We start from the raw sequence: 18,834 nt of genomic DNA, 5'->3' as shown, positions 1-18,834 counted from the left end.
TGATGAATAAGAAAACAATCAGCAAGCTGGTAGCAGGTTCGTGTCTCGGCGCACTTTCATTGGGTGCTGTTGCAACCGAAGGGGGAGGATTAGGGATCTATCCTGACGGATTAGAGAATTTTATGTCAGGTGCGCTGCCACCGCCAGGAGTTCATGTATTGATGTACGGCGGTAATGCGCACTATGACAGTGTGCGAGATAACAAAGGCGATAAAATACCTGTTCCGGGTTTTAGTGTGAATGTGAATGTTTTAGCGCCGCGTTTAATTTGGGTTACTGATCAAAAGATACTGGGTGGCGATCTGGCTTTTCATACTATCGTCCCATTGTTAGATGTGACCGCAAAAGCGGCAGGGAAAAAAGATACCAGTCGAGGCTTGGGGGATGTTACTTTTGGTCCTGCATTGGGTTTTCATCCATCCGCTGATTTACATTATGTGGTTGGCTTAGATGCTTATGCGCCAACAGGAAAATACAGTAAAACAGACCCATCAAGCTTAGGTAAGAATTACTGGGCGCTACAGCCAGTTTGGGCAATTAGCTATATTCCACCCGTTGGAATCAATGCCGATTTAAAAATGATGTATGACTTTAATTTCAAAAACAATGATACGAAAACCCGCTCAGGGCAGGCCTTTCATACCGATTATGCATTAGGTTGGGGATTTGGTAATGGTTGGGTGGCGGGTATTGGTGGCTATACCTTCTGGCAAACAACGGATGATAGCGGTGACAATTCAGCTCAAGGTAAGGCTCGAGCCTATGCGATTGGACCATCAATTCGCTATGCGAATCCACAAGGCTGGTTGTTTACGGCTAAGTGGGAGAAAGATTTTGGTGTAAGAAATCGTCCAGAAGGTTCACAAATTTATCTAAAGGCTTCAATTCCATTCTAATTATTTTCAGTTATTAATGAGAAAGCACCGCCCAGTAAATGATCATGGTGCGGTGCTTTCTGGTGAAGAGTTTCTCTGATTAATAATAATTTAATGATTTGTTAATTAGCTTATGGATATTTTGTATTAATAATAATTAGCTATTTGGATTAATTAGGCTTTTTTCATACTTTGGCTTGGTGTTTCGCCATAACGATGTTTATATTCGGCGCTAAATCTGCCCATATGTGCAAAGCCCCAGCGCAATGCGACACCAGTGACATTTGTGGCTTCCCCAGATAACAATTCAGCGCGTACTCGTTCCATTCGTAAATCACGCAAATATTGCATCGGACTGATATCTAAAAACTCTTTAAATCCAGCATATAAGCTACGTAAACTGACCCCTGCAATATGTGCAAGTTGCTCAACCGTAATAGGTTCATGGGCATGAGCTTCTAAATATTCTTGGACACGGCGAACATGGCGAGGACGAATTGTCGCTCTTCTTAAGCCCGAGTCTTCGGCGTAATTATGAATATGAGTAGATAATAATGTGACTGAAACTAGTTGTTCTACTTGAGTAGCGATCAATTTGTGTTGGAGTAGATCGGGCGTTTTTGTCGCGCATTCAATCAAATAATTCATTAATGTGCGCCATGCGATACAAGACTGCCAAGCAAATCCTAGTTCAAAGACTAAAGGCTTATCTAAGGTATGACCGAGTTGTCCAACCAAAGAACGTTCTAGTAGTGACCGTGAAATGCGCAGCATGAATTGGTCGTTATCGCTATTCCAACGCATTGCTGTGGATTCTTCAGGACTGAGTATTGACGCCATTTGTGGATTGGATTCTAGACGTTTTCCCCCACTTTCAATAATAGCACTTCCTGAGAGGGGCATTTGTACGAGAAAAAAATCTTGAAGTTGGCCCGGGACAATACAAACATCAGCGCCATATCTTAAACGGCTAAGGGAAATATCGCCCATCGGAATATAGTGCATACGCGCATCAAGGCGTTGATGTGGATTAAGTAAATGAAACTGATGGGGCTTCATGACTCGGCCTACCATCGATTTTATTTCTTCAGGGTCAGCAGAGGTAAAGAGTAACCGTTCTGAAGAACAGAGTTGGTTTTCTATGGGTGTTGTGTTGCTCAGCATCGGAGATACCTCCATACCCGTTATAATTCGAATTGCAGGGGTGTTGGTTGCGCTCAGCTACTCGGGTCACATACTTGTGTATGCTCCCCAAGATATATTCTCTTACCGCCTACCTGCAATCCGAATTATTTAGGGTATTTTATAAAATTTATGTTTTTAGTAGATTGTTATTTTAATAAAATCAATGTGTTGTAGTTATTTTTTAGTCTATTGATTATCGATGATGCGAATTAGTTTATGTCTATAATTTTATGTTTGGTTTGAGTGAGTTGTTAATTTTAACCTAGCCTCATTATTTAACATTTCATTAAACTATTTGTAACTAATTGTGATTTGAACATAACATAAACAATTTGCCTTACCTAGCCGAATATGTGCAAAAACTATCCAAAAAATGCAAAAATACAGAAAGAGTATGGTTATTGTGATGTCACTAACAATATAAAAAATAAAGTTATTTTTTTGAAAAATAGCAAAACATCCATGATTTATCATATTGTTATATATATTCATCTAATAGTTAATATAGGAAACCATTTAATAAACTGTTTGCATGTGATTACTTAGCGTTATCAACTATCACCTTTATATTTGTAGGGCTTAATAATGGTTAAGTGATGATTTATAGTGTTTTTTGCTTATTAAATTTTACTTCTCACCTCAACGCATATCCTTAGCAAATTGCAATATTTCCCTTATTTTACAGTCTATTTGTCCGTTATATGCATGTCCTATCCACTCTCTGCATAAATCTAATATCCATGATTAATCATGGATTGACCTATGCGTAACAAAAAAGATACAAATAAGAAACACAAAAAAGATAAAAACATTCTGATGTTGATTGGTGAGGTTAAAATGGCTGAGCGTTCGTTTGTACAAGAAGTTCAAAAATTACGACAAGGGCAAGGTGACGTTTTCAGCGGTGAAGGCATCCTTGCTGTAACAAAAGCATTACTAGAATCAGGTGTCTCTTATGTTGCCGGCTATCAAGGTGCACCAATATCTCACTTGATGGACGTTTTAGCTGATGCACAAGATATTTTATCTGAATACGGTATTCGTTTTGAAAATAGTGCTAGTGAAGCGACTGCTGCGGCAACACTTGCCGCCTCTGTTAACTATCCGCTACGTGGTGCTGTGACTTTTAAAGCGACTGTCGGTACCAACGTGGCGTCGGATGCCCTTGCGAACTTATCTTCTGGTGGCGTATTAGGCGGCGCGCTGATTATCGTCGGTGAAGACTACGGTGAAGGATCGTCGATTATGCAGGAGCGTAGTCATGCTTTTGCCATGAAATCTCAAATGTGGTTGTTAGACCCTCGCCCCAATTTACCGTCGATTGTTCAAGCCGTAAAAGATGGTTTTGACCTTTCTGAAGCGAGTAATACTCCGGTTATGTTGCAAATGCGTATTCGCTCTTGCCATGTGCATGGTCAATTTGTTTGTGCTGATAATCAACATCCTAAATATACAGTTAAAGATGCACTCGAAAATCCAACTCGTGATGTCAGTCGGATAGTTCTACCGCCTGCGAGTTTTTTACACGAAAAAGAGAAAATTGCATCTCGTTGGCCAGCTGCAATCGAATTCATTAAACAGCGTGAGCTGAATGAGTTTTTTTCTGAAGATGCCGATGATGTGGGGATAGCATTACAAGGTGGTTGTTACAACACACTGATCCGCGCGTTGAATAAAATTGGGCTGGCGGATGTATTTGGTAACAGCCAAATTCCATTGTATGTCATGAACGTAGCATACCCATTAGTTGATGATGAGTTTGAACGTTTTTGCCGTAATAAAAAAGCCATATTAGTCCTAGAAGAAGGTCAGCCAAATTTTGTTGAGCAGAATGTCGCTAATATTTTGCGTCAGCGCGAAATTAGCACGGCATTGCACGGTAAAGATATGCTACCGATGGCGGGAGAATATAACACCGCAACCGTCTTGGCGGGTATTCGCTCCTTTTTTGAACGTTATGAAAAAATTGCACCACAAGTTAAATCCGCAGCAAAACAAATTCGTATTCCAACTATTAATGTTGCAGCACCACTAATTGAAGATTTAGAACCTGAGTATGTCAATGCTGCTGAACCAACTTTGGATGAGACTGTCCATGCGCGCCCACCAGGGTTTTGTACCGGTTGTCCTGAGCGGCCTATTTTTACTGCCATGAAATTGGTAGAACGCGAACTTGGTGAACATCACATCAGTGCTGATATTGGCTGTCATTTATTTTCGATTCTTCCTCCATTTAATTTAGGTAATACCACTATGGGTTATGGCCTTGGTGGGGCGGGTGCAGCGGCATTGAATGCAAAAGCTAGCAAACGAGCAATTTCCGTTATGGGGGATGGCGGTTTTTGGCATAACGGTTTAACCAGTGGGATTGCCAATAGTGTATTCAACCGTAGTGATAACTTAACTATCGTTATTGATAATAACTATACCTCAGCAACTGGTGGCCAAGATATTTTGTCATCGACTGCATTAAACCCAACTCGTAGTACAGGTCATGAAATTGAAAAAGCAGTGAAAGGGGTTGGTGTTAATTGGGTGAAAACAATTAAGCACACCTATGATCTTAAAACCATGACTAAAACATTGCGCGAAGCACTGACCACCAATGAAAGTGGGCCGAAAGTACTGATTGCGCAAAGTGAATGCATGTTGAATAAGCAGCGACGTGAAAAGAAAGTCGTTCGTAATAATATTGCAGCAGGTAAGCGGGTTGTTCGTGAACGTTTTGGTATTGATCCTGATACTTGCACGGGGGATCACTCCTGTATTCGTTTATCGGGTTGTCCATCATTATCGATTAAACCAAGTCAAGACCCACTCAGAACAGATCCGGTCGCAACGGTGATGGACAGCTGTGTTGGCTGTGGTTTATGCGGTGAAGTTTCTCACGCCGCAGTGTTGTGTCCTTCTTTTTTTAAAGCTCAAATTATTACCAATCCAAATGGTTGGGACAAATTGCGCCACCGAGTTCGCGGTTGGTTCATTGGCTATTTACAACGTCGTGATTCACGTCGTCGTGAACAATTGAGTTTTTAAAGAGGCCTATATGACTGCTTATTCATCAACAATAAATTCATCAACGGCACATTCATCGTCAACAATGCAGTCGATGATCGCATTACAACCAATAAAAATCGCTATTTTAGCCATGGGCGGTGAAGGCGGCGGTGTACTCGCCGACTGGGTCGTCAATTTAGGCGAAGAAAACGGCTATTTTGCGCAAACGACCTCCGTGCCGGGTGTAGCACAGCGTACGGGTGCCACTATTTATTATGTTGAGTTATTTCCGGGTGCGGATAATCCGCAAACACCTACCCCTGTCTTGGCGCAAATGCCGATGCCCGGTGATGTTGATATTGTCCTTGCTTCTGAATTAATGGAAGCCGGTAGAGCGGTGCAACGTGGTTTTGTCACACCAGAGCGCACCACATTAATTAGTTCGACACATCGTGTTTATTCCATCACAGAAAAATCAGCGATGGGCGACGGGCGTGTCGATAGCAAAGCTTTAATACGTCATACAGGTCAAGCGGCTCGCCAATTTATTCATTTCGATATGGCTCAAGCGGCGCAAGACAGTGGCAGCGTGATCAGCGCTGTCTTATTTGGTGCCTTGTTTGGTTCTGGTGTATTGCCATTTAGCCGTGAACAATTTGAAGAAACCATTGTACGCGGTGGTGTCGGTGTAAAACCTAGTTTACGTGCTTTCACGCTTGGCGCTGAACAAGCAGCGCAACCTGAAGAGGCTTATGTGTCTCCTGCTGCGCAACAGGTTGTTCATGCACCCAAAAATAAACTCGTTGCCGCATTATTGGCTCGTATTGAAACCGAATTTTCTCCTCATGTTCACTATTTAGCGATTGAAGGGGTTCGCAGGTTGATTGATTACCAAGACCCTGCATACGCCACTTTTTATTTAGAGCGGCTCAAAAAACTATTTGCCCAAGAAGGCGGCCAAGATGAGCGCTTGCAGCGTGCTCTTGTTCGTCATTTGGCACTTTGGATGTCTTATGAAGACACTATCCGTGTTGCTGATCTTAAAATTCGTGATAGCCGCTTTGCCCGAGTACGCAGCGAGGTACAGGCAAAAGATAACCAACTTTTGGACATAAATGAATTTATGCATCCACGTATTGAAGAAATTTGCGAGACGCTTCCCAATAATTTAGGTCGCTGGCTTATGCGTCCACATTGGTTTCACAAAGCGCTTCGCAAATTTGCACAAAAGGGCCGCACTATCACTACCAGTTCTCTCGGTGGGTTTTTACAGTTGTACCTGCTGGCGGCTTGGCGGCGCGGAAGACGTTCAACTTTACGTTATCAATTGGAAAATAAACGCATTGATAACTGGTTAATCGCCGTTGTCGAAGCGGCTCGCACTAATCCTGCATTAGCCACGGAAATCGTGCAGTGCCAGAGAGTGGTTAAGGGCTATAGCGATACTCACGCACGAGGTTTGCGCAACTTTCAAACCTTAATGGAAATTGTTCAACGCCAAGGTAGCCAACTTTCACCCATTAATTTGCGAGAACTACGTGAAGCAGCACTTGCTGATGAACATGGCAACGAATTAAAAAAATGCCGCCAACGTTTGGCGATGGAATAAGGAAAATATCATGAGTCTGCTGAAATTTACTCGACCACATAAAATTCATTTCTCTGAGTGTGATCCGGCGGGAATTGTGTTTTATCCACAATATTTCGTGATGTTTAACAATCTATTAGAGCGTTGGATTGATGAGTTGATCCCCGAAGGTTTTGCTGGATACATCCTTGATCAACGCTTTGGATTACCTACGGTTCATCTAGAAGCTGAATTTAAAGCGGTTAGTCGCATGGGCGATAACGTGCAGCTTGAATTACAGGTAGAACGTATTGGTCGTAAATCGATAACGTTACGCCAAAGTTGTACCAGTTTAAGCGGTGAATTGCGTATGCAAGTTACGCAAACCTATGTCACAACTTCATTAGAAACGCATCAGTCGATAGCGATACCTGAAGCGCTTTATAACGCCTTAACCCAGCAACCGGTGTAACGGCACAAGGTCACAAAGGAGACATTCCATGAATATCGTTTGTATTGGCGGCGGTCCCGCAGGGCTTTATTTCGGGTTGCTGATGAAATTGCAAAATCCACAAAACCGTGTGGTGGTCGTTGAACGTAACCGTCCTTATGACACTTTTGGTTGGGGTGTCGTGTTCTCTGATGCAACGCTCAGTAACTTGCGCAAAGCCGATCCAGTTTGCGCAGAAACTATCTCCGCAGAATTTAGTCATTGGGATGATATCGATATTCATTTCAAAGGTACCTGCAATCGCAGTGGTGGTCATGGTTTCATTGGGATTGGACGTAAAAAATTACTCAATATTTTACAAGATAGATGTATTGAAGTCGGCGTTGAACTCGTCTTTGAAACCTTAGTTACGGACGATCAAGAAATTGCACTTCAGTATGATGCGGATCTACTGATTGCATCCGATGGGATCAATAGTGCAGTACGTACACGCTATGAAAATGTATTTAAGCCTGATATCGATCAGCGCCGTTGCCGCTTTGTTTGGCTAGGAACTAAGAAGATCTTCGATGCATTTACTTTTTTGTTCGCTGAAAATGAACATGGTTGGTTCCAAGTCCACGCCTATCAATTTGAAAAAGGGTTATCGACTTTTATCGTTGAAACAACGGAAGAAACGTGGCTCAAGGCGGGTATCGACCAAATGTCACAAGAGGATGGCATTGCTTATTGTGAAAAGCTATTTGCACCTTGGCTTGATGGAGAAAAATTGATTGCCAACGCAGCACACTTACGTGGTGCTGCCATTTGGATCCGCTTTCCTCGAGTCATTTGTGATAACTGGGTACATTGGACTACACCATCAAATGGTAAAGATGTACCGGTTGTCTTGATGGGAGATGCTGCACATACTGCGCATTTTTCAATCGGTTCAGGGACTAAATTAGCCTTAGAAGATGCGATTGAACTTTGTGAAAGCTTGAAGGCAACCAACGGTGATTTGCGCAAAGGATTAGCACACTATCAAAAAGTACGTAGCGTTGAAGTGTTTAAAATTCAAAATGCTGCGCGTAATTCTACTGAGTGGTTTGAAAATGTCAGCCGCTATGAAAACTTAGCACCAGAACAATTTGCATACTCATTATTAACCCGTTCTCAGCGTATTTCTCATGAGAATTTACGTACTCGTGATGCTAATTGGTTGAAAACCTATGAACAGTGGTTTGCACAGCAATCGGGGGTAATCTCTTCTGATAATCCAATCCCACCCATACTCACGCCTTATCGCTTACGTGATATCGAACTGAAAAACCGAGTTATTGCTTCGCCAACGATGCTTTATTGCGCAACCAACGGCGTAGTCAGTGATTTTCATTTGGTGCACTTAGGTAGCCGAGCACTCGGTGGGGCAAGTCTTATCATGACTGAAATGACGGCTATCGCACCCGATGCGCGTGCAACTCTTGGTTGCCCGGGTATTTGGAATGATGAGCAAGTCATCGCATGGAAAGCTGTGACTCAATTTGTGCATCAAAAAACGGATGCAAAAATCGGAATACAGTTAGGACATGCGGGGCGTCGTGGCTCAACTCAACGCGGTTGGGAAAAAGAAAACTATCCATTAGAGAAAGATAATTGGCCGTTGGTTTCAGCGTCTGCATTGCCTTATTTACCTGATGTTTCTCAGATGCCATCAGAACTGAACGAAAAGCAAATGGCTGCAATTATCGATCAATTTGTTGCGGCAACAAGATGCGCAGATAGCGCGGGTTTTGATTGGTTAGAACTGCAAGCGGGTCATGGTTATTTACTTTCAAGTTTCATTTCACCGCTGACTAATCAACGTACGGATAACTACGGTGGAACGCTTGAAAATCGTTTACGTTTCCCGCTGGCGGTGATTCGTGCGGTCAGAAATGCATGGCCGCAAGGTAAACCACTTTCTGTTCGTATCTCTGCAACTGATTGGGTTGATGGCGGAACCACGGTTGATGAAGCGGTATTGATTGGACAAGCCATGCATCAGGCTGGTGCCGATATGATTGATTGCTCCTCAGGAGAAGTTTCACCATTACAACAGCCTATCTATGGGCGTATGTATCAAACACCAATGGCTGACCGTATTCGTAATGAAGGTTCAGTACCTGTTATTGCCGTTGGGGCTATCACTGATGCCGATCAGGTTAATAGCATTATCGCGTCAGGTCGTGCTGATTTATGTGCATTATCGCGCCCATTACTGGCAGATCCGGCATGGTTGCTTCATGAATGTGCCCGCCTTGGGTGGAATTCAGTCAGTTGGCCTGCACCTTATGAATATGGTCGCCAACAATTACTACAACAATCAAAAAACCGCTAAGCGCCTTAGCCGGATAGGAGGAAAACCTTATGAGTACTCAGTCCCATGATCAATACCGAGAAAGTGTCGCTGGACGTGCTGATGTTGAAGACACTCCCGAGCTGGTGGCGTATTACAAAGAGCTTGATGCATTAAAAACAGGCGCGTTATGGACTGTCGCTAATAAAATCGAGCCATGGCAGCCAAAATCGCAATCAGTACCTGTGCTATGGCGCTACCGTGAGTTACGTGAACATGTTTTACGCTCTGTTGAACTGGTTACGCCAGAAAAAGCTGGGCGCCGAGTGATTTATTTAAATAACCCGGGGCGCCAAGATGTTGCTGCCGCAGTGGGCTGGCTCTATTCCGGTTTACAAGTAATGCATCCGGGAGAAGCCGCATCTGCTCATGCGCATTCATCGTCGGCATTGCGTTTCATTATGGAGGGTCGCGGGGCTTATACCATCGTTGAAGGGCAAAAAATGATGTTAGAAGCTAACGATTTTGTCTTAACGCCTAATGGTACTTGGCATGAGCATGGCGTTGCCGATGATGGTTTACCGTGTATTTGGCAAGATGGTTTAGATATTCCATTAGTTAATGCGCTGGAAGCGGGTTTCTATAAAGTCCATCCAGATTTAAACCAAGTGCAGACCAGACCCATTGATTACCCCGTTGGCATGTGGGCAGGTACGGCTTTACGCCCACATAATATTGGTTGGGATAAACCGTATTCACCTTTGTTTAAATATCAGTGGGGACCGACCTATGAAGCTTTACAGCGTGCTGCAAAAGTGGCGGATGGCTCTCCTTTTGATGATGTTCTCATGCATTACACCAATCCGCTAAGCGGGGGGCCTGTTATGCCAACGATTGGCGCGAGTATGCAACTTTTACGTCCTGGCTTTGTGGGGAAAGCTCATCGCCATACGGGAAGTTTTATTTATCAAGTGGCGAAAGGTCAAGGTTATTCAATTATTAATGGGCAGCGTTTTGATTGGCAAGAACGCGATATTTTTTGCGTGCCATCATGGATGTTCCATGAACACGTCAATACTTCGAACAATGATGACGCTTGTTTATTTTGCTTTAACGATTTGCCCGTTATGCATTCACTTGGACTCTATTACGAAGAAGCGCTGGCTGAGAATGATGGGCACCAGAAGATTATCAGCTAATCATTATACCCGTTGTGTTTCAAGTATTGATGACCACTTGGCGCGAATTATTTTGGGTATGTTTTGATTATTTACATAAAGAATTTCTTTAAGTGACAAATTTGTTAGGTCAGTAAACCTAACTCAAGGAGAAGAATTATGCGTCTTATTACTTACCGTTCAGATATTACTGCTGCCGCACGTTTAGGTGCAATTGTTGATCAACAAGTGGTTGATTTAGCAAGATTGGCCGAAGAGCAAGGGCAGTATTTACCGGATAACATGTTGGATTTTATTGATTTAGGTCCACAAGGAGTACGTGCAGGCACTGAGCTACTCAATATTTATCAAGGGCAATTTCCGGCGGGAACGGCATGGTCTGTGCAGAATGTGAAGATTTTGGCACCAATTCCTCGTCCGAGAAAAAATATTTTTGGGATTGGGCTTAACTATGTAGAGCACGTCGCTGAGTCTAGCCGAACGCTTGATACCTCAAAAGAGTTACCAAAAGAGCCCGTCATTTTTTCTAAGCCACCAACAACCGTGATCGGCCCTGGAGATGCGATTGAGCATAACGGCGCAATTACACAACAGTTAGATTGGGAAGTTGAATTAGCGGTCATTATGGGAACTCGAGCAAAAAGCGTTTCTCATGATGATGCCCTGAACTATGTCTTTGGTTATAGCTTAATGATTGATATGAGTGCGCGTGATTGTCGCCGTGCAGGTCAATGGATTTATTCGAAAGGCCAAGACACCTTCGCACCTTTTGGTCCTTGTATCGTCACAGCAGATGAGATCCCAGATCCACACACACTGAATCTCAGTTTGAAAGTAAATGGTGTGACTAAACAAGATTCAAATACACGTCATATGCTATTCAATGTAAATGCATTAATTGCAGATATCAGCAAAGGGATAACCTTAGAGCCGGGGGATATTATTGCGACGGGGACACCTGAAGGCGTTGGTGCGGGTCGTTCACCACAAGAGTGGGTGTGGCCAGGGGATGTGATTGAGGCATACGTCGAGAAAATTGGCGAGCTACGCCATCCCGTCGTTGCAATCTAATTGCAGTATCAACACCAAGGAGCGTGACTGATGTTAAATTTAGCGCAATTTAAAGCTGCGGCGGTGCAGGCCGCCCCCGTTTTCCTCGATACTGACGCAACCGTAGATAAAGTTTGTCGCTTGATTGAAGAAGCGGCAGATAACGGTGCAAAATTAGTGGCTTTTCCTGAAGTGTTTATTTCAGGATATCCTTATTGGAGTTGGGTCATGAACCCGATTGATGGCAGCCCATGGTTTGAAAAACTGTGTAAGTCAGCAATTGAAGTACCGGGGCCTGAAATTCAAAAGGTGGCTCAAGCGGCAGCTCGCCATCATATCAATGTGGTTATTGGCGTGAATGAGCGCAATCCTAATGGGATTGCCACATTGTATAACACCTTAGTGACTATCTCAGATGAAGGCCGAATTCTTGGGCGTCATCGTAAATTGGTGCCGACATGGGCTGAAAAATTAACCTGGGCAAATGGTGATGCTTCATCGCTGAAAGTTCATCAAACCAGTGTTGGCCCCTTGGGTGCCTTGGCTTGTGGCGAAAATACCAATACATTGGCACGTTTTGCTTTGCTTGCACAAGGTGAGCTCGTCCATATCGCCAGCTATATTGCGTTACCTGTCGCGCCGAAAGATTACGATATGGCAGAGGCTATCCGTTTGCGTGCTTCTGCTCATTGTTTTGAAGGGAAAGTTTTCACTATTGTTTCCTGCTCTACGGTTTCGCCAGAGATTATTGATGCTATGGCGGCAACACATCCAGAGTCTCGTGAATTATTAGCGCGCCCTAACAGTGCATTTTCAGGCGTTATTGGTCCTGATGGTCGTGTTATCGGTGAGCCGTTGATTGACCAAGAAGGTATTGTTTATGCGGATATTGATTTAAATAAATGCATTGCACCACGCCAAATGCATGACATTACCGGACACTATAATCGTTTTGATATTTTTGATTTACAGGTTAATCGTCGTCCTTTAACGGCTGCTCGTTTTCATCATGATGGACAAGATGAAGATGAACTTAACCCATTTACACCATCAGATGATAATTCATTGGAGAAAGGCCTATGAGCCACGGACGCATTTTTCGTATCGGGCAGATAGTGCCCTCATCAAATACCACGATGGAAACGGAGATCCCTGCCATTTTACGTGCACGTGAAGCGTTGTTTTCAGAGCGTTTTACTTTTCATTCTAGCCGTATGCGTATGCAGAAAGTCACAAAAGATGAACTCGCTAAAATGGACTCAGACAGCGACCGCTGTGCGATTGAATTATCAGATGCTGCGGTTGATGTGCTTGGCTATGCTTGTTTAGTGGCGATTATGAGTATGGGTAAAGGGTATCACCGAGTATCAGAAAAACGCTTATTTCAGCGCACTGTAGATAACGGTCATCCTGCACCCGTTGTGACCAGTGCTGGTGCATTAGTCGATGGCTTACATGCGATTGGTGCGAAAAAAGTGTCTATTTTGACGCCTTACATGAAGCCGTTGACGCAATTAGTGATCGATTATATTGAAAGCGAAGGGATAGAAGTTGTTGATAGTATTTCATTAGAGATCCCCGATAATCTGGAAGTGGGTCGCCAAAACCCATTAGCACCGGTTGAAATTACGAAGAAACTTAGTACTAACGTCGATGTCATCGTGGCTTCTGCTTGCGTACAAATGCCATCATTACCTTCAATTCAGTTGATTGAGGATCGAGTGGGTTTACCCGTATTGTCCTCATCGGTTGCGACAACCTACATGATGTTGAAAAAATTAGGTTTAGACACTCGAGTTGATGGTTTCGGTTCGTTACTTAGTGGAAAGTTTTAACTAAATTATGTTAAGAGTTAAGTTTCCTTCTGCTACTCTTCTAGTAACAAATGCAATAATGCATCAAGAGAGGCAAGAGGGCGAGATGTCAGATTCAAAAGTCTTTGTTGATAATTATCTACCTGCCCTATTGGGGCAGGCATGGATGTTAGTTTCATCTGAATTTCATGCGGTTGTTGAGGCACATGGTTTATCTGTCTTAGAATGGCGTGTACTTTCAACCCTTGCCAATAATGGCTCTATGGGGATCACTGAGCTTTCACAAAAAACAGTGAGTAAACAACCCACTATTACCCGAGTGCTACAGCGATTAGAGCAACAAGGGCATGTGATTAGACATAATAATCACAGTGGTAGTGACCGACGCGTTACTTTAGTGAGTGTCACTTCAAGTGGTATGCAGTTAGTTGAAGGGTTACTGGTTGAGGCTCAGCTACATGAACAGGCGGTACTTGCTCCATTAGGGGCTAGAAAAAGAAAAATGCTAAAACAAGTACTACAAGAGCTTATCGAACGTCATTCAGTTGATATAAATAAGGCCGATAAAAATGTAACTGAGCAAAATGATCTTGAATAAGATTCTCTAGAAAGCGACAAACTAGTCAAATAATGACGGTTTGGTGCGACTATTGATAGCACTCGCTAGATTGTAAGATAAAAAATGAATATGATTTTTAATATCAATAAGATATAAATAAATAATATTAGAGAGGGTAGAGCGGATAATATCTTGTAACACAATGATTGATATGGTTGTTTCTGATTTCTTTATTTTTTTTATCTCTTCATAAATTGCGACTTTACATTGATTCAATTTATCTATTTACTGATCATCAATGATTAGCTAAACATGGAGCAATCGATGTCGGTAGTGACACTTGTACTCGTTTTTTTATTAGCCGTTGTTGTGAGCGTATTTGTCTCACGCTTGCTAAAAGATATTATCCCATTACCCCTTATTCAGATAGCGTTGGGTGCAGGGTTATCTCTGTTCGGATTTACGGTTGAGTTTGAACCTCATTTATTCCTATTTTTATTTATTCCGCCACTGCTCTTTCTTGATGGTTGGCGCATTCCAAAAGAAGCGCTATTTCAAGAGATCAAACCCATTATGTCACTGGCAATTGGTTTGGTTGTCGTTACAGTTATCGGTATGGGTTTCTTCATCCATTGGTTGATCCCCGCGATTTCATTGGCCGTCGCGTTTGCATTGGCGGCAATATTGTCACCCACAGACCCAGTTTCTGTCTCTGCGATGACAGTAAATTCTCCTCTTCCATCACGTATGGCTCATATTCTTGAAGGTGAATCGTTGCTCAATGATGCAACAGGGCTAGTATGTTTTGGTTTTGCGGTGTTAGCGGCCACAACGGGTGTCTTCTCTTTAGTTTCAGCTGCGGGCCAGTTTGTAGTGGTGGCTGTTGGCGGGATTTTAGTGGGCTTATTGGTCGCTTGGGCAATAGGTTGGTTAAATCAATTTTTAGTTAAGCGTACGGGTGAAGAACCTGCTATTCAGATAATGATCAGCTTGTTAATGCCATTTACCGCTTATCTGGTTGCTGAACATTTACTTGTTTCTGGGATTTTAGCTGCGGTGGTTGCGGGTATCGCAATGCACTATGAAAAAATTGCAGGTCGTATGCAAGCGGCAACCCGTATGCAAAGTAAAGCGGTTTGGGATACGGTACAAACTGCATTGAATGGTATGATTTTTATCTTATTGGGCGAGCAGCTGCCGGGTATGTGGACAAACATGCCACAGGTCGCTGAGGCCGCGGGAGCGAGCCACCCATGGATGTTGTTTGTCTATGTTGCAGTGATAACTATTACGTTGGCAATACTACGATTCAGTTGGGTATGGATTTCAATGACATTAACCGTCTTCCATAATCGCCGCCGTGGTAAAGAAGCTGACGTAATGCATATTCGCATGATGGCGATTATGGCAACCGCAGGGGTTCGGGGCGCAATTACTTTGGCGGGTATTTTAACGCTGCCATTATTGATGCCTGATGGTTCCTTGTTCCCAAATCGAGATGTTGCTATCTTTTTAGCTATGGGTGTTATTTTGTGTTCATTACTGATTGCCAGTATTGCACTGCCTATTTTGACTAAAGGATTAGTACAAGACTTACCTTATGATAATGACGAAATTCGTGCACGTTTGGCGCTAAATGAAGCTGCAATGGCACATTTACGCGAGTTAATGAATCATCCGTCGGAAGATATGGATGAAATCGCGATGCGTACAGAAGTTGGTGCTCAGTTATTAGAGATTTATGGTAGACGATTAGATAACTCAGATGAGACTGAGTCAGATGTCTTTGATTTACATAAGATGATTGATATGGAGCGCAATATGTCTCGTTCAGCGCTTAAAGCTAAGCGTGATGCTCTATATCAAATGCGTAAAGGTAAAAATATTAATGAACGTGTTTATCATCGTTTGCGTGATGAGCTTGATTTAAAAGAAGAAACATTAAATCATCATAAAAATAATAAACACTAATTAGTCTTGAGTTTTATGATTAGAACGGTCAGAGAGATGTTGTGCTCTGGCCGTTTTTTATTTATAAGTTATTACAAATAATCTTTTTTAATTGGACGAGCTCACATAATTCTTTCTGAGATTTTTTGCACTATTTATAATTTATTTTGGGTTCATATTTAATATTTTTACTATTTAAGCGGTATTTTTGGTCATTTAATCTTCTTATTATAGTATTAAAAGTATCAACTATGACTCTTTTAGAGGTTATAATTCATCCGTATTATCAATTGAATTTGACAACCAACATTGAATTGATAATGTATTAGTTAATTGTTTTTAGGAAAAATTATGTCATCGTTTGTCGCTTATTCAGTTGTGATTATTACCATCACTTAGTGGTGGGGATAAGCTGCATTCTAAACCCGCCAGATAGGCGGGTTTTTTGTTCCTGTCTGGTTAATTGTCAGTAGGAGTTATTTATGTGTTCAATGAAAAATGGCCAGAAATTAGCATCTGACCCCGAGTGTAATCTACAACCAACGGATACTCTTGAGGAGATGATCCAAATGATCAGTGATGCAAGATTGCATTTTTTATGCGGTAAAATTGCATCGGGAAAATCAACCTTATCAAGCAAGTTGGCGAAGCGCCCTCAAACTATCGTACTCAATGAAGATGAGTGGCTGACAAAATTATATCCGGGTGAAATTACTGAGCTCGCTCATTATGTTGAAAAAAGCGCGTTAATTAAAACGTTGTTAGAAAATCACATTAAACAGCTTATCAGTGCGGGACTCTCCGTGATAATGGATTTCCCTGCTAATACGCCAACACAGCGGAAATGGTTGAAATCACTGGCAGAAGTATCGGCTGTTCCATATATTTTTCACGTATTATCGGTTGATAATGATGAGTGCAAAAAAAGATTAGTGGCGCGTAACTTAACGGGTGAAAACCCATTTAAAACATCTGAGGCAGCATTTGATTTGATAACCAAACATTTTTCCTATCCCGATAGTCAGGAACAGCTCGTGTGTAAATTTTATTAATGAGCTAATAATGAGTTTGAGCGGCTGATTGTCTATGTTTATAGTATCAGTCGCTTCAACGGGTAAGCTGTGAATCATTATTTAGGGCGATACATTTTAACCTTCTGTTGCTGTTCTATCCAATAATAATCTGCCGGTCCACCTGCACGCAGTAAGGGTTTTTGTTGCGCACTATCATATAATCCATTTTCTAATGTTGATTCATCAATATGCACCATAACCACCTCTCCCATAACCATCCAAGTATCGAGTAGATGTCCACTCGCATTTTTAAGTTGTTGGTATTGTGTCACGACACATTCCATCGAGACTGGGGTCTGAGCAATACGAGGTGGTGTAACTATTGTTGAAGGGAGGGTAGATAATTGCGTTAAAGCAAACTCACTTTCACCTCGTTCTAATGTTGCGCTACTCATATTCACTTGCTCACTAAGCTCTAGTGTTGCAAGGTTATAAACAAATTCGCCAGTTTCAATTGCATTGGTAACGGAGTCTTTTTTTCCGACACTTGAGAAAACGAGAATCGGTGGTGAGTAATTAAAAATATTGAAGAAACTGTAGGGTGCGAGATTAGTTCTTCCTGCTTTATCGCAAGTCGATATCCAGCCAATAGGGCGAGGGGCAATTAGGGATGGGATTGGATCATGGGGCAAGCCATGGCCAAGGGTGGGCTGGTAGCTATAAAATTTAATTGTCATTAATTTCTCCTTTTATTCTATTTTAATGGATAACAACATAAGAAGTAGAGTCAAAAAGTGAAAAATGCAGTCAGTGTATAGATTTAGCATTAAATGGATAACTAATTATATTAATTAGCTTAATTAACAGTTAATAATTATTTTATATCAAATAATGATATCTTGTAATTGATTTTATAGATGTATTGCGCTTTTTAATTTAACTTTAGCTGAGCGTTACTCTTACTCAAATATTGTGTTGGTATGATTCATTTAATGTTATTTTTTATTTTCATTGAGATTTTAAACTGATTTTTAATTATTATTTATAAGATAATAGTTTCCTTTTGATAATGAATAGTAACTGTGATATCGGTCGCATTAAATAATATAATTAAATGATTTTTTTATTATGCTATGATTTTTATTTGTTTTTTATAGCCTTGATTTTTATGTGTATTATTATTTTTCCATATGTCTATTTATTATTATTCGATAGATATTGGCTATTGAATTATATCTATTCGATCGATACAAACGTATTTACAGGTTGAATTGATAATTTTATATTTTGATAAGGTTATATTTATTTTAATTTCAAGTTTGTTCGTTTTTTAAAAATTAAATTTATTCTTAATTTATTTTTAATCGTTTATTAATGGCTATTAAATGATTTTAAATTATTATTTATTGGTTTCTAATATGATGAAAAATAATATTCTATTACGTAAAGATATTGGTTCTTTTTTAAGATCTGCAAGAATAAATAAATCACTAACTGGATTGCAGTTAGGCGAAATTTTACATGTTAGTCAACAACAAATATCCCGCTATGAAAGAGGAGAAACAAGTATCAATATTGAGACATTAGATATTTTATTGGCAGTATTAGATAAAGACTGGCCAGATTTTTTTTTCCAAGTTTTGGCGAATTACTCTGAAGAAATTGCCGATATGAAGATGCAAAATGATTTTATTTTTCTAAATTAAATTTGTTTAATTTCAATGAATTATATTATTTTAAATAATATTCAGATTACTGTTTTTTATTTTAGATGATGTCTATTTATTAAATATTGAAGTGTTAAATAAATATGAAATTTACACGATTAATTTTTTGATGGTGTATTTATTTTCAATCAAATTTTTAATTAAAAGGATA

At 41.2% G+C, this 18,834-nt stretch carries 15 protein-coding genes; 13 read left to right on the top strand and 2 right to left on the bottom strand.

Annotated features, from left to right (window positions below; all coding sequences use genetic code 11):
- Window positions 1-2 precede the first annotated feature (2 nt).
- Window positions 3-896 (top strand): SphA family protein, encoded by an 894-nt coding sequence (locus AAZR93_RS19885; RefSeq protein WP_294109782.1) that lies wholly within the window; start codon window positions 3-5, stop codon window positions 894-896.
- Window positions 897-1,049: 153 nt separating this feature from the next.
- Here the strand turns inward: AAZR93_RS19885 and AAZR93_RS19880 are convergent, their stop codons facing one another.
- The gene (locus AAZR93_RS19880) at window positions 1,050-2,039 is read right to left on the bottom strand and encodes an AraC family transcriptional regulator (RefSeq protein WP_434720840.1); all 990 of its coding nucleotides are present in this window, start codon (window positions 2,037-2,039) and stop codon (window positions 1,050-1,052) included.
- Between the two features lie 858 nt (window positions 2,040-2,897).
- On the opposite strand from AAZR93_RS19880, the gene AAZR93_RS19875 reads away from it, so the two are divergent.
- The 11 genes from AAZR93_RS19875 (at window position 2,898) to AAZR93_RS19825 (ending at window position 16,995) form a co-directional block, all read left to right on the top strand.
- A complete protein-coding gene (locus AAZR93_RS19875) occupies window positions 2,898-5,096 on the top strand; it encodes a thiamine pyrophosphate-dependent enzyme (protein ID WP_434720864.1) in 2,199 nt (732 codons plus the stop codon).
- Between the two features lie 10 nt (window positions 5,097-5,106).
- Window positions 5,107-6,666: an indolepyruvate oxidoreductase subunit beta family protein gene (locus AAZR93_RS19870; RefSeq protein ID WP_434720839.1), complete on the top strand. Its 1,560-nt coding sequence runs from the start codon at window positions 5,107-5,109 to the stop codon at window positions 6,664-6,666.
- A 10-nt stretch (window positions 6,667-6,676) separates the two neighbouring features.
- Entirely contained in the window at window positions 6,677-7,096 is a 420-nt protein-coding gene (locus tag AAZR93_RS19865; RefSeq protein WP_294109774.1) for an acyl-CoA thioesterase, read from the top strand.
- Between the two features lie 28 nt (window positions 7,097-7,124).
- Entirely contained in the window at window positions 7,125-9,434 is a 2,310-nt protein-coding gene (locus AAZR93_RS19860) for a bifunctional salicylyl-CoA 5-hydroxylase/oxidoreductase (protein WP_434720838.1), read from the top strand.
- A 29-nt stretch (window positions 9,435-9,463) separates the two neighbouring features.
- Window positions 9,464-10,591, top strand: a complete 1,128-nt coding sequence (locus tag AAZR93_RS19855; protein ID WP_336430991.1) for a cupin domain-containing protein — start codon at window positions 9,464-9,466, stop codon at window positions 10,589-10,591.
- Window positions 10,592-10,729: 138 nt separating this feature from the next.
- The gene (locus AAZR93_RS19850; protein ID WP_434720837.1) at window positions 10,730-11,641 is read left to right on the top strand and encodes a fumarylacetoacetate hydrolase family protein; all 912 of its coding nucleotides are present in this window, start codon (window positions 10,730-10,732) and stop codon (window positions 11,639-11,641) included.
- A 30-nt stretch (window positions 11,642-11,671) separates the two neighbouring features.
- Window positions 11,672-12,703, top strand: coding sequence for a carbon-nitrogen hydrolase family protein (locus AAZR93_RS19845; protein WP_434720836.1), 1,032 nt, complete (start codon window positions 11,672-11,674; stop codon window positions 12,701-12,703).
- Window positions 12,700-13,455: a maleate cis-trans isomerase family protein gene (locus tag AAZR93_RS19840; protein WP_434720835.1), complete on the top strand. Its 756-nt coding sequence runs from the start codon at window positions 12,700-12,702 to the stop codon at window positions 13,453-13,455. The genes AAZR93_RS19845 and AAZR93_RS19840 overlap by 4 nt, the downstream gene beginning before the upstream one ends.
- Before the next feature lie 85 nt (window positions 13,456-13,540).
- The gene (locus AAZR93_RS19835; protein WP_434720834.1) at window positions 13,541-14,032 is read left to right on the top strand and encodes a MarR family winged helix-turn-helix transcriptional regulator; all 492 of its coding nucleotides are present in this window, start codon (window positions 13,541-13,543) and stop codon (window positions 14,030-14,032) included.
- Between the two features lie 285 nt (window positions 14,033-14,317).
- Window positions 14,318-15,964 carry a Na+/H+ antiporter gene (locus AAZR93_RS19830; protein WP_294109756.1) on the top strand — a complete coding sequence of 549 codons (1,647 nt, stop codon included), beginning with the start codon at window positions 14,318-14,320 and terminating at the stop codon, window positions 15,962-15,964.
- Window positions 15,965-16,425: 461 nt separating this feature from the next.
- A complete protein-coding gene (locus tag AAZR93_RS19825; RefSeq protein WP_434720833.1) occupies window positions 16,426-16,995 on the top strand; it encodes an AAA family ATPase in 570 nt (189 codons plus the stop codon).
- A 77-nt stretch (window positions 16,996-17,072) separates the two neighbouring features.
- Here AAZR93_RS19825 and AAZR93_RS19820 read toward each other — a convergent pair whose 3' ends face one another.
- Complete coding sequence (locus AAZR93_RS19820; protein ID WP_434720832.1) at window positions 17,073-17,693, bottom strand: flavin reductase family protein; 621 nt, start codon at window positions 17,691-17,693, stop codon at window positions 17,073-17,075.
- A 681-nt stretch (window positions 17,694-18,374) separates the two neighbouring features.
- Between AAZR93_RS19820 and AAZR93_RS19815 the strand changes: the two genes are divergently transcribed.
- A complete protein-coding gene (locus AAZR93_RS19815) occupies window positions 18,375-18,662 on the top strand; it encodes a helix-turn-helix domain-containing protein (protein WP_294109752.1) in 288 nt (95 codons plus the stop codon).
- Window positions 18,663-18,834: the final 172 nt, after the last annotated feature.

Origin of the sequence: Providencia sp. Je.9.19, from assembly GCF_051129765.1 — a bacterium.
Classification (GTDB): domain Bacteria; phylum Pseudomonadota; class Gammaproteobacteria; order Enterobacterales; family Enterobacteriaceae; genus Providencia.
Note: the sequence above shows the minus strand (reverse complement) of the source record. Positions and strands in the feature narration are given on the sequence as shown.